12 protein-coding genes are annotated in these 12,402 nt (G+C 67.6%); 5 read left to right on the top strand and 7 right to left on the bottom strand.

Translation table 11 applies throughout. From position 1 onward, the window contains the following. Positions 1 to 92 precede the first annotated feature (92 nt). Entirely contained in the window at positions 93 to 521 is a 429-nt protein-coding gene (gene fur / locus KR541_RS02920) for a ferric iron uptake transcriptional regulator (protein ID WP_006400349.1), read from the top strand. A 91-nt stretch (positions 522 to 612) separates the two neighbouring features. On the opposite strand, the gene KR541_RS02915 is transcribed toward fur, so the two are convergent. From KR541_RS02915 to KR541_RS02905, 3 genes are all read right to left on the bottom strand, one after another. After that, on the bottom strand, positions 613 to 1,146 hold the full coding sequence (locus KR541_RS02915) for an ureidoglycolate lyase (protein ID WP_050013834.1): 534 nt from the start codon (positions 1,144 to 1,146) through the stop codon (positions 613 to 615). Positions 1,147 to 1,160: 14 nt separating this feature from the next. Beyond that, entirely contained in the window at positions 1,161 to 2,168 is a 1,008-nt protein-coding gene (alc, locus tag KR541_RS02910) for an allantoicase (RefSeq protein ID WP_050013835.1), read from the bottom strand. Positions 2,169 to 2,272: 104 nt separating this feature from the next. Next, positions 2,273 to 3,592, bottom strand: a complete 1,320-nt coding sequence (locus KR541_RS02905; RefSeq protein WP_124556645.1) for a C4-dicarboxylate transporter DctA — start codon at positions 3,590 to 3,592, stop codon at positions 2,273 to 2,275. Between the two features lie 211 nt (positions 3,593 to 3,803). On the opposite strand from KR541_RS02905, the gene KR541_RS02900 reads away from it, so the two are divergent. Next, the gene (locus KR541_RS02900) at positions 3,804 to 4,526 is read left to right on the top strand and encodes a FadR/GntR family transcriptional regulator (RefSeq protein ID WP_176015575.1); all 723 of its coding nucleotides are present in this window, start codon (positions 3,804 to 3,806) and stop codon (positions 4,524 to 4,526) included. A 157-nt stretch (positions 4,527 to 4,683) separates the two neighbouring features. Here the strand turns inward: KR541_RS02900 and KR541_RS02895 are convergent, their stop codons facing one another. Both KR541_RS02895 and KR541_RS02890 read right to left on the bottom strand, forming a co-directional pair. Further along, complete coding sequence (locus tag KR541_RS02895) at positions 4,684 to 5,742, bottom strand: L-idonate 5-dehydrogenase (protein WP_050013837.1); 1,059 nt, start codon at positions 5,740 to 5,742, stop codon at positions 4,684 to 4,686. Between the two features lie 13 nt (positions 5,743 to 5,755). Then, positions 5,756 to 6,529 carry an SDR family NAD(P)-dependent oxidoreductase gene (locus tag KR541_RS02890; RefSeq protein ID WP_050013838.1) on the bottom strand — a complete coding sequence of 258 codons (774 nt, stop codon included), beginning with the start codon at positions 6,527 to 6,529 and terminating at the stop codon, positions 5,756 to 5,758. A gap of 151 nt (positions 6,530 to 6,680) precedes the next feature. Here KR541_RS02890 and KR541_RS02885 point away from each other — a divergent pair, with 151 nt between their 5' ends. Further along, a complete protein-coding gene (locus KR541_RS02885) occupies positions 6,681 to 7,571 on the top strand; it encodes a LysR family transcriptional regulator (RefSeq protein WP_050013839.1) in 891 nt (296 codons plus the stop codon). Between the two features lie 77 nt (positions 7,572 to 7,648). On the opposite strand, the gene gap is transcribed toward KR541_RS02885, so the two are convergent. Both gap and tkt read right to left on the bottom strand, forming a co-directional pair. After that, a complete protein-coding gene (gene gap / locus KR541_RS02880; RefSeq protein WP_006476940.1) occupies positions 7,649 to 8,659 on the bottom strand; it encodes a type I glyceraldehyde-3-phosphate dehydrogenase in 1,011 nt (336 codons plus the stop codon). Between the two features lie 86 nt (positions 8,660 to 8,745). Then, the gene (tkt, locus tag KR541_RS02875; RefSeq protein ID WP_216089342.1) at positions 8,746 to 10,818 is read right to left on the bottom strand and encodes a transketolase; all 2,073 of its coding nucleotides are present in this window, start codon (positions 10,816 to 10,818) and stop codon (positions 8,746 to 8,748) included. Positions 10,819 to 11,033: 215 nt separating this feature from the next. On the opposite strand from tkt, the gene speE reads away from it, so the two are divergent. Together speE and KR541_RS02865 are read left to right on the top strand one after the other, a co-directional pair. Further along, positions 11,034 to 11,891: a polyamine aminopropyltransferase gene (gene speE / locus KR541_RS02870; protein ID WP_216089341.1), complete on the top strand. Its 858-nt coding sequence runs from the start codon at positions 11,034 to 11,036 to the stop codon at positions 11,889 to 11,891. Between the two features lie 87 nt (positions 11,892 to 11,978). After that, on the top strand, positions 11,979 to 12,395 hold the full coding sequence (locus KR541_RS02865) for a VOC family protein (RefSeq protein WP_089488163.1): 417 nt from the start codon (positions 11,979 to 11,981) through the stop codon (positions 12,393 to 12,395). Positions 12,396 to 12,402: the final 7 nt, after the last annotated feature.

Below are 12,402 nucleotides of genomic sequence, written 5' to 3'. Positions count from 1 at the left end.
GTGCTGGCCCGCGTGCAGGCCGCGCGTATATCTGGAACGGCGAAAAGCCGGTAACATTGAAGCCCTGCATTGTACTCTAGGGATGCCTAGCCATGACCAATCCGACGGATCTCAAGAATATCGGGCTAAAGGCCACCCTACCGCGCCTCAAGATTCTCGAGATCTTCCAGCAGAGCCCCGTGCGCCACCTGACGGCCGAAGACGTCTACCGCAACCTGCTCAACGAGCAGCTCGACATCGGGCTCGCCACCGTCTATCGCGTGCTCACGCAGTTCGAGCAGGCCGGCCTGCTGTCGCGCAGCAACTTCGAGTCCGGCAAGGCGGTGTTCGAGCTGAACGAAGGTTCGCACCACGACCACCTCGTGTGCCTCGATTGCGGCCGCGTCGAGGAATTCTTCGACGCCGAGATCGAGAGCCGCCAGCAGGCAATCGCGAAGGAGCGCGGCTTCCGGCTCCAGGAGCACTCGCTCGCGATGTACGGTTCGTGCACGACCGAGAACTGCCCGCACCGCAAGCACTGAATCGCGCCACCCGCACACGGCACGGCCCGGCCGGCATCTCGCCGCCCGGGCCGTGTGCTTTTTCGGCGCGCGTGCCGCGCGCCCGGCATGCTTACGAAAGCCCTTCGGCGCGCGCGCAGGCCGGCTCGAAATCGAGCGCCCACGCGCGTTCCAGCGGGATCTCGTCGCAGTTCGGCTGCGGGCCGCCACGATCGACGATCACGAAATCGCTGACCGCATCGAGCGCGAGCAGCGGATGGTGCCAGACGCCCTTCGCATAATTGACGCCCTGCCAGCCCTCGGCCAGGAACGCGCGCATCGCGTCGGGCCGGAATTCGCCGGCCGGCGCGACGACGATCGCGTAGCGCGACACCGCCGCGAGCGGGATGAATGCCTGGCTGCCGTGCGGGTGGCGCTCCATCAGCGTGACCGCGACCGGCAGCGCGCGCGGCTGCGCACGAAACACGCTGACGAGCGGCCGGCCGCCGTCCGCGCACACGTCGATCGTCGCGAGATCGTGAAAGCGCTCGGTCGTGCCGCCGTTGATCGGGAAATGCCGCGCGCCTTCGAGCGCGATCACGTCGCCGAACGGCGCGAACGCTTCGCGGGTCAGGCGCTCGACGCGCAGGATCGGAGTTCCGCTCATGCCGCTGCCCTCCTTCAAGCCGGCTCGCCCCACAGACGCAGGCGCGACACGCCGCCGTCCGGGAAGATGTTGAACCGCACGTGCGTGACGGGGCCGAGCGCCGCGAGCTGATCGAACGTGTGCACGTGGTCCATCTGCAGCTTCTGCTCGCCGAGCAGTTCGGCCCAGAACATCGCCTGCGTGACGAGCGAATCGTCGGTGCCGCCCGTCACGTGCGCGGCCTGCAGCGAGCAGCGGTCGGGGAAATTGCCCTTGAAGAACGCCGTGTCGACCTCGACGCGCCGGATGATGCCCGGCCGCGCGAGCGCGACGATCGCCCAGTCGTTGCCCGGCTCGCGGCGGCGCCGCGTTTCCCAGCCGTCGCCCATGTTCGCGCCGCGCCCCGGCATCAGCATCTGCGAGGCCGGGCCGAAGTGCTGGTTGTTCGCGGCCACCAGATAGCCGCCGTTCTCGATCGCCGCGAGATCGACGAGCTCGCCCGCCGGCACGTGGCGCCAGTCGCGCTGCGGCTGGCCGTACACGCGCAGCCGCGCGAGCCCGCCGTCCGGATACAGGTTCACACGCAGGTGCGTGACCGGCCGCGCATCGTCGACGCTCACGTAGTGATGCGAATTGCCCTGCAGCGTCGTCGCGGGGACGATCGTGCGCCACTCGGCGTCGTCCGGCGGCGTGTCGCCGTCCACCGCGCACGCGTCGATCGACGCGGCCGGCGGGAAGTTGCCGGTGAAGTGGCTCGTATCGAGATCGACGCCATAAATCACGCCCGGCCGCGCGAGACGCACCACGCAGAAGTCGTGGCCGGTCGTACGCTTGCGGCGCGTTTCCCAGCCGTCCATCCACTTGCCGTGGTCGTCGTACTTGCCGGGAATGAACACGGCCGGCTCGGGATTGAGCATCCGCTCCTTCGGCGCGAAGAATTCGTCGCTGGCGAAGAGCGCCTGCGCGCCCAGGCGCGGGTCGGCGAGGTTCATGTAGCGCCGCGTGAAAGCCGGCGCGTTCGGATCGAGGATGGGGGCTGCCATGTCGTCTCCATTATTTTGAGAGGCGCCGGCGCGTCAGCGCGCCGGTCGCATGAAGGTCGGTCGCGCGGTGCGGCCGGGGAAGCCGCGCCGCGCGAGAGCGGTGTTCAGAGCGCGTGGGCCTGATCGCCGGCGACCGGTGCGGCGGCGCCCGGCGCGTCGGCCACGTAGCGCAGCTCGCGGTTCAGCACGCGCGTCGCCCGAGCGCGGTCGATGTCGTTCTCCCACACCGCGACGACCACCGTCGCGACGCAGTTGCCGATCAGGTTGGTCAGCGCGCGGGCGATGCCGACGAACCAGTCGACCGGCAGGATCAGCACGAGGCCGAGCACCGGAATCGCGGGAATCGCCGACAGCGTCGCCGCGAGAATCACGATCGCCGAGCCGGGGATGCCGTGCGCGCCCTTCGACGTGACGAGCGACACGAGCAGCACGACGATCAGGTCGTGCGTGGACAGCGGCGTGTTGGTGGCCTGCGCGATGAACAGCACCGCGAGCGTCAGGTAGATCGAGAAGCCGTCGAGGTTGAACGAATAGCCGGTCGGGATCACGAGGCCGACCGTCGAATCCTTGATGCCCATGTATTCGAGCTTGCTCATCACCTGCGGCAGCACCGCATCCGACGACGCCGTGCCGAGCACGATCGACAGTTCCTCGCGCAGGTAGCGGATCAGCTTGAACACCGAGAAGCCCGCGAGCCGCATCACCACGCCGAGCACGACCGTGACGAACACGAAGCAGCTCAGGTAGAACACCGCGACGAGGTAGCCGAGCTGCTTGAGCGACGCGACGCCGTACTTGCCGGTCGTGAACGCGATCGCGCCGAGCACGCCGAGCGGCGCGAGCTTGATGATGAAGCCGATGATCTTGAAGAACACGTGCGACAGTTCCTCGATCAGCGAATTGACGCGCTGCGCCTTGTCGCCGAGCAGCGACAGCGCGGAGCCGAACAGCACCGCGAACACGAGGATCTGCAGGATGTCGCCCTTCGCGAACGCGTCGATCGCGGTGTCGGGGATGATCTTCATCAGATAGCCGGCCGTGTCCTTCAGGCTTTCGGCGTTCTTCGCGTACGTCGACAGCGACGCCGCGTCGAGCGAGCGCAGGTCGATGTTCATCCCGACGCCCGGGCGCGTGACCCAGGCGAGGACGAGCCCGATGCCGAGCGCGAGCGTCGTCATCACCTCGAAGTAGACGACGGCCTTCAGGCCGACCCGGCCGACCTTCTTCAGGTCGCCCGCATTGGCCATCCCGCTGACCACGACGCAGAACACGATCGGGCCGATGACCATCTTGATCAGCTTCAGGAAGCCGTCGCCGAGCGGACGCAGCGACTCGGCGAAATGCGGGAAGAACGCGCCGAGCGCGACCCCTAGTATCAATGCGACGACTACCCGGCCAAACAGCGAATTGAGGAATTTCGACACGGCGCTCTCCCGATCCAACGGTTGCAGTTTCGTCTGTTCATACTGGTAAGACCAGTGATGTTATGGTGGATAGTAGGAAGCCGATATAGTCGCGTCAAGGACGAACAAAATAGGGATTTCCCGCCCCTCCAGCGGGGCCGGAACGCGCCGGAGTCGGCTTGATCGTGGCTTACCCGTAGGCCGCCCATGCGCCGAGCGCGTGCGGATTACAATGCTGGTCAGACCGGCCATCACTCATATCATGAAGAACGTTCCGCACACCGTGACCGACGCCGCCATCGCGACGATCCGCGACCGGATCGAGGCAGGCGTGTATCCGGTCGGCAGCCTGCTGCCGGCCCAGCGCCAGCTCTCCGAGGAGCTGGAGATCAGCCGCGCGTCGCTGCGCGAGGCGCTGTCGACGCTCGAGGCGCTCGGGATGCTGCGCATCCGCGCGGGCAAGGGCGTGTACGTCGAAAGCGCGCAGGCGTCGGCCGCGCATCCGTGGCAATTCGCCGAGCAGTCGTCGCCGCCCGATACGTACCAGATGCGCTATGCGCTCGAAGGCTTCGCCGCACGGATGGCCGCGCACGTCGTCAGCGACGATGACATCGCGTGGTTCGAGGACAACCTCGCCGACCTGCACGTCGCGCTGACCGAAAGCGCGCTCGACGAGGCATCGCGGCTCGACTTCGACTTCCACATGCGGATCATCCATCTGGCCGGGAATGCGGCGATCGAGTCGATCCTGCGCAGCAGCGCGGACATCATGAAGGAAAGCCAGCGCATGCCGTTCTACCGGCGCGAGTTGCTGCTGTCGACGTGGCACGAGCACCGCGCGATCGTCGACGCGCTGATCGCGCGCGATGCGGCCGCCGCCGGCACCGCGATCGAAACGCACATCGCGAACGCCGCGCAGCGCGCAGGCGTGTTCTTCCCGACGCCCGGCGCGTAATCCTCCCGCGCCGCGTTGGCACGCGGCCGGTCACGCAGTCATGCGGCGGGCCGGCGATCCGTTTCCGCCGCACGACGAAAAAGGCACGCGCCGCGCATCGCGGGCGTGCCTTTTTTGCAAAGGGCGCCGCTGCCGTCGCGACGCTAACGCCGCACCGTCACGCGGCCTCGTTCGCGAAATCGATCAGCACCTTCATCGCACGTTGGCGATCGCCTGCCAGTTCGAACGCGAGGTTCGCGTCGCGCATCGGGAACACGCGCGTGACGGCCGGCCGCAGGTCGACGCGCCCCGCGTTGATCAGTTGCACCGCGAGCGCGAATTCCGTGTGAAAGCGGAACGAGCCGCAGATCGACAGCTCCTTCGCGACCACCACATTCTGCGGCAGGCTCACGTCGCCGCCGAGCCCGAGCTGCACGACGACACCGCGCGGACGCATCACGTCGAGCCCATCACGCAGCGCGCGCGCATTGCCCGAACACTCGATCATCACGTCGAACGTGCCCTTGTCGGCGCTGTAGCGCTCGACCCAGCCGGTATCGGCCGCCGCATTGATCGTGCGGTCCGCGCCGAGCGCGCTCGCCACCGCCAGCGGCGCTTCGACGACATCCGTCGCGACGATCTCCGCCGCGCCGTGCACGCGCGCCGCCGCGACCGCCAGCACGCCGATCGGCCCGCAACCCGACACGAGCACGCGCTTGCCGATCAGCGGGCCCGCGCGCGACACCGCGTGCAGCCCGACCGCGAACGGCTCGGCCAGCGCCGCGAGCGACAGCGGCACGTGATCGGCGACCTTCACGCATTGCACCGCGTCGCACACGAGCGCATTGCGGAACGCGCCCTGCACGTGCGGCATCCGCATCGCACTGCCGTAGAAGCGCATGTCGAGACACTGGTTCGGCAGCCCTTCGAGACAGTAGCGGCATGCGCCGCACGGCCGGCTCGGATTGACCGCGACGCGATCGCCGACCTTCACCGACGTCACGTCCGGCGCCACTTCCGCGACCGTGCCGGCGACCTCGTGGCCGAGCACCATCGGCTGCCGCAGCCGGATCGCGCCGAAGCCGCCATGCCGAAAGTAATGGAGGTCGGAGCCGCAGATGCCGCCCATCGCGACGTCGACGCGCACCTGGCCCGGGCCGATCTCGCCCGCGTCCTGCTCCTCGACCCGCAGGTCGTTCGGCCCGTGGATCACCACACACATGCAACGCATACGCACGACATTCTCCTTGTCAGACCGCACTCGTCAGCCCGCCGTCGACGAACAGCGTCTGCCCGTTCACGAAATCGGATGCGGCCGACGCGAGGAAGATCGCCGCGCCGCACAGCTCGTCGACCTGCCCCCAGCGGCCGGCCGGCGTGCGCTTGCACAGCCAGTCCGAAAACGCCGCGTCGTCGACCAGCGCGCGATTCAGTTCGGTTTCGAAATAGCCGGGTGCAAGGCCGTTCGCCTGGATCCCGTGGCGCGCCCAGTCCGCGCACATCCCTTTGGTCAGCATCCGCACCGCGCCCTTGGTCGCCGCATACGGCGCGATCGTCGGCCGCGCGAGCTCGCTCTGCACCGAGCAGATGTTGATGATCTTGCCGCGGCCGCGCGCGATCATGTGCCGCGCGACCGCCTGCGCGACGTTGAACACGCCGTCGAGATTCACGCGCATCAGCGCATGCCAGTCGGCCGGGTCGAAGGCGTCGAGCGGCGCGCGACGCTGGATGCCCGCGTTGTTCACGAGAATGTCGATCGCGCCGACGCGCGCCTCGAAATCGTCGACCGCCGCGCGTACCTGCGCGTGCTCAGCCACGTCGAACACCGCATGGTCGGCCGCGAAGCCTTCATCGCGAAACTGGCGCGCGAGCGTCGCGGCCTTCTCTTCATTGCGATCGTTGATGACGATTGCCGCGCCGGCTTCCGCGAGCCCACGGGCGAGCGTCAGCCCGATCCCGCGGCCGGAGCCGGTAATCAGCGCGCGGCGGCCGTCGAGGCGGAACCGGTCAAGCGCGTGAGTCATGGATGTCTCCTCGTGCCAGTCGAGCCGGCTGCCCGTCGCGGCCGGTCTCGCGTTGACGGTATCTTCGACCGCCGGCCGGGTCCGCGCCAATGGTCTTTTTTGATCCGGTTATCATGAAAATTGATTACCACTCTCTCGTGCCCGCCGCCCCATGGAACTCAAGCAATTGCGCGCGTTCGTCACGCTCGCGGAAGACCTGCATTTCGGGCGCGCCGCGCAGCGCCTGTGCATCGTGCAGCCCGCGCTGAGCATGCAGATCAAGGCGCTCGAGGCGGAACTCGGCGCGCGCCTGTTCGAGCGCGACCGGCACAAGGTCGAGCTGAGCGACACCGGGCGCGTGTTCCTGCCCGAAGCGCGGGCAACGCTACAGCAGGCCGCGCGCGCGGAACAGATGGCGCGGCTGTCGAGCCGCGGCGAAATCGGCACGCTGCGGATCGCGTTCGTGTCGTCGGTGTTGCCGGCGCTGCTGCCGGCCGTGCTGCGCACGATGCGCGAACGCTATCCGTCGATCGCGCTCGAACTGAAGGACATGCCGACGCCCGACCAGATCGCCGCGCTACGCGACCGGCGGATCGACTTCGGGATGATCCGGCTGCCGGCCGCGTATGCGGGCATCGACACGCGCGTGGTGCTCGAGGAAGGGTTCGTCGTCGCGCTGCCGCTCGACCATCCGCTGGCCGCGCGCGATGCGATCGCGCCGGCCGACCTGCGCGGCCACCCCGCGTTCGTGCTCGCACGCCGCTATGCGCCTGGCTTTCACGACGACATGCTGCTCGCGCTGAGCCGTGCAGGCACGACGCTCGAGATTGCGCAGGACTTCGGCGAATTCACGACGATGCTCGCGCTCGTCGCGGCGGGAATGGGGATCGGGCTGATCCCGGCGCAGGCGGCGAGCGCGCTGCCGCCGAACGTGCTCGCGCGGCCACTCGATCTGGCCGGTCACCGCAGCGGCATCGGCCTCGCGTGGGCCGATCTCGACAGCCCGCTCAAACGGGCTTTCGTCGATGCGATCGAGCACGTGACGGCGAACGCCGGGCAATAAAAAACCCGGCCGGAAAACTCCGGGCCGGGTTCGTTCGCCACGCCGGCCGCCTTCCAGCGGCCGAGCGACGTACGCGATTACTTCGCGTTCGCGAATGCGATTGCCGTATCGAGCATGCGGTTCGAGAAACCCCACTCGTTGTCGTACCAGCTCGACACCTTCACGAGGCGGCCCGACACCTTGGTCAGCGTCGCGTCGAACGTCGACGAAGCCGGGTTGTGGTTGAAGTCGATCGACACCAGCGGTGCGTCGTTGTAGCCGAGGATGCCCTTCAGCGCGCCTTCCGATGCTTCCTTCATGATCGCGTTGACTTCCTCGACCGTCGTGTCGCGCTTCGCGATGAACGACAGGTCGACGATCGACACGTTGATCGTCGGGACGCGGATTGCGTAACCGTCGAGCTTGCCGTTCAGTTCCGGCAGCACGAGGCCGACGGCCGATGCCGCCCCCGTCTTCGTCGGGATCTGGCTGTGCGTCGCCGAACGCGCGCGGCGCAGGTCTTCGTGATAGACGTCCGTCAGCACCTGGTCGTTCGTGTACGCGTGGATCGTCGTCATCAGGCCGGTTTCGAGGCCGATCTTGTCGTTCAGCGGCTTGACGAGCGGCGCGAGGCAGTTCGTCGTGCACGATGCGTTCGAGATGACCGTGTGCTCGGCCTTCAGCACGTCGTGGTTCACGCCGTAGACGATCGTCGCGTCGACGTCCTTGCCGCCCGGCGCCGAGATGATCACCTTCTTCGCACCGCCCTTCAGGTGCGCGCTCGCCTTTTCCTTCGTCGTGAAGAAGCCCGTGCATTCCATCACGACGTCGACGCCCAGCTCGCCCCACGGCAGTTCGGCCGGGTTGCGGTTCGCCAGCACGCGGATCTTGTCGCCGTTCACGACGAGGTAGTCGCCGTCGACCGACACTTCGCCCGGAAACTTGCCGTGCGCGGTGTCGTACTGGGTCAGGTGCGCGTTGGTCTTCGCATCGCCCAGGTCGTTGATCGCGACGATCTCGAGATCGTGCTTCTTGCCGTTTTCATAGAACGCGCGCAGCGTGTTGCGGCCGATACGGCCGTAGCCGTTGATTGCGACGCGAATCGTCATGGTTATCTCCTGATGGCTGAAAAAATTCGTTTCGTGCAGCTTCACGGTGCGACGCGCGCAACGGGTGGCGCGCGCCGCGTAGGCTTTTAGGCCAGCACGGCCTTGGCCGTCTCGACGACGTGCTCGACGGTGAAGCCGAAGTACTTGAACAGCACGCCGGCCGGCGCCGATTCGCCGAACGTGTCGATCCCGACGACGCCGCCTTCGAGGCCGACGTACTTGTGCCAGAAGCTCGTCACGCCCGCTTCGATCGCGACGCGGCGCACGCCGTGCGGCAGCACGCGTTCGCGGTATTCGGCGTCCTGGCGATCGAACACGTTGGTCGACGGCATCGACACGACGCGCGCCGCGATGCCCTGCTGCGCGAGCGGTTCGACGGCCTTCATCGCGAGTTCGACTTCCGAGCCCGTCGCGATCAGGATGATCTTGCGCGCGACGATCTCTTCATCCCAGTCCTTCAGCACGTAGCCGCCCTTCTCGATGTTGGCGATCTGCGCATCGGTACGCGGGTTGAACGCGAGGTTCTGGCGGCTGAAGATCAGGCTCGACGGACGGTCGGCGGCGACCGCGTGGGTCCATGCGACGGCCGTCTCGACCGTATCGGCCGGACGCCAGACGTCGTGGTTCGGGATCAGGCGCAGGCTCGACACGTGCTCGATCGACTGGTGCGTCGGGCCGTCCTCGCCGAGGCCGATCGAATCGTGCGTGAACACGAAGATCGACGGCACCTTCATCAGCGCGGCCACGCGCAGCGCGTTGCGGCTATAGTCGGAGAACGTCAGGAACGTGCCGCCGAACGGCTTGTGGCCGCCGTGCAGCGCGAGGCCGTTGATCGCGGCGCTCATGCCGAATTCGCGCACGCCGTAGTTGATGTGGTTGCCGAGCAGCACGCCCGCGCCTTCCGGATTCGCGCGCACCGCCTTCGACGCCTTCCAGTTGGTCAGGTTCGAGCCGGTCAGGTCGGCCGAGCCGCCGAGCAGCTCGGGCAGCGCGGCAGCGAGGCCTTCGATCGCCTGCTGCGACGCCTTGCGGGTCGCGACCGTCTCGGCGCGCTCGTTCGCGCCGGCGATGATCGCGGCAGCCTTCTCGGCCCAGTCGGCCGGCAGCTTGTTCGCCATCCGGCGCTCGAATTCGGCGGCTTCTGCCGGGAACTTCGCGCGATAGGCCGCGAACGTCGCGTCCCATTCGGACTCGGCGCGCTTGCCGGCTTCCTTCGCGTCCCATGCCGCGTAGACTTCCTGCGGAATCACGAACGGCTCCCACTTCCAGCCAAGTGCTTCGCGCGTCTTCGCGATTTCTTCCGCGCCGAGCGCAGCGCCATGCACGTCGTGGCCGCCGGCCTTGGTCGCCGCGCCCTTGCCGATCACCGTCTTGCAGCAGATCAGCGTCGGCTTGTCCGACAGCTTCGCCTTCGCGATGGCTGCGTCGACCACATCGACGTCGTGGCCGTTCACGTTCGGGATCACGTTCCAGCCGTACGCTTCGAAGCGCTTCGGCGTGTCGTCGTGGAACCAGTTCACGACGTCGCCGTCGATCGAGATGCCGTTGTCGTCGTACAGCGCGATCAGCTTGTTCAGCTTCAGCGTGCCCGCGAGCGAGCAGGCTTCGTGCGAGATGCCCTCCATCAGGCAGCCGTCGCCGAGGAACACGTACGTGTGGTGATCGACGATCTTCGCGCCGTCACGGTTGAACTCGTCGGCCATCAGCGCTTCGCCGAGCGCCATGCCGACCGCGTTCGCGAGACCCTGGCCGAGCGGGCCGGTGGTCGTCTCGACGCCCGGCGTGATCCCGTATTCCGGGTGGCCCGGCGTCTTCGAGTGCAGCTGGCGGAAGTTCTTCAGCTCTTCGATCGGCAGGTCGTAGCCGGTCAGGTGCAGCAGCGAGTACAGCAGCATCGAGCCATGGCCGTTCGACAGCACGAAACGGTCGCGGTCGGCCCAGTGCGGGTTCGTCGGGTTGTGCTTCAGATGGCGCGACCACAGCGCGACGCCGATTTCGGCCATGCCCATCGGCATGCCGGGGTGGCCGGAGTTCGCTTGCTGGACGGCGTCCATCGCGAGCGCACGGATCGCGTTGGCCATCAGGGTGGTGGAGGCGGGAGACGAAGTCGTCATGTCGAGTCCGGAGAACGAGTCGAGGAAACGGGGGCACGGCGGCATCCGGAAGCTCGAGCGTCAATCGTTCCCGGCGCGCGGTGCGGCGCCTGACGGACGCGAAGCGGACGGAGCCAACGGACGGGGCTGCAAAGCTCGTCATTTTAACAGATGGGCCGACATTTCCCTTGTCGGCGCGTAGTGTTCCGGCACGGTTTTCCGTCGAACCGCCCGCCTCCTATAATTCAGGCGTCGGAACTGCCTGCCCCAGCGGCCCGCCCGTGAGCACCACCCTTCTCTTTCACCCGACGCCCGACGCCACCTACGGCTTCCCGAATGCGCGGCGGCTCGCGCACGTCGCGTCCGCGCACCAGCAGATCGAAGTCTGGGAAACGCCGCAGCTCGGCCGGCTGTTCACGCTGGACGGCCGGCCGATGACGTCGGTCGGCGACGAGTTCGTCTATCACGAGTGCATGACGCACCCGGCCGCGCTCGCGCATCCGTGCCCGAGGAAGGCGCTCGTGCTCGGCGGCGGCGACGGCGGCGCCGCGCGCCAGTTGCTCAAGCACGCGTGCATCGAGCGGATCGTGATCGCCGAACTCGACGACGAGGTGGTCGGGATGGCGCGCCGCTATCTCGACGACGTGCACCAGGGCGCGCTCGACGACCCGCGCGTCGAGGTCGTGATCGGCGACGCCGCGCATTTCGTCGAGTCGACGGTCGAACATTTCGATCTCGTCGTGTTCGACCTCACGCCGCCCGATTCGCCGGCGGCCGGCCTCTACACGCGCGACTTCTACGCACGGCTCAAGCGGATCCTGACGCCGCGCGGCGTGATCTCGATGCATCTCGGCTCGCCGGTGTTCCATGCCACGCGCATCGCCGCGCTGCTCGACGACCTGCGCGCGCGCTTCGCGGTCGTCGATCTGCTGTCCGCGCACGTGCCGCTGTACGGCTCGCAGTGGCTGATGGCGATCGCGAGCGACACGCTCGACGCGGCGGCACTGTTCGCGCACGACGTCGACGAACGGCTCGCGGCCCGCCGCGTCGGCGGCTTGCGCTATTACGATGCGCGGCTGCATGCGTCCCTCTTTACCCTGCCGCGCGCACTGCGCGATACACTGGGCGTTCGCCGCTGAACATCAGGACGGCCGCACCGTTCCGCTGCTCCAGCATGAGACCGGCGCAGGCGCCGACGCGCCGACACCGAGCAACAGGAGATTTTCATGACCGATCCACGTCCGGCCAACGTGCCTTGGTTGACGCCCTACCTGGCCGTACGCAACGCGCGCGCGGCCATCGAGTTCTTCAAGGCCGCATTCGGCTTCACCGTACGCGACGTGCACGACGAGGACGGCGCGATCATGCACGTCGAGATGGCCTATCGCGGCCAGCTGATCGTGATGTTCGCGCCCGAAGGCGCGTTCGGTTCGCCCGCGCTCACGCCGAAGCACGCGAACGCCACCGCGCCGCAATCGTTCTATCTGTATGTCGACGACGTCGACGCCACCTGGCAGCGCGCGCTCGATGCGGGCGCGAAATCGCTGAGCGCGCCGCAGGACCAGTTCTGGGGCGACCGGTTCGCGCAGATCGAGGATCTCGACGGCTACCGCTGGGCGCTCGGGTGCCGTCTCGACGCATGACCGAAAC

This window comes from Burkholderia sola (genome assembly GCF_905400185.1).
Lineage (GTDB): Bacteria > Pseudomonadota > Gammaproteobacteria > Burkholderiales > Burkholderiaceae > Burkholderia > Burkholderia sola.
The sequence above is the reverse complement of the archived record's forward strand: the minus strand, read 5'-3'. Positions and strand labels throughout refer to the sequence as shown.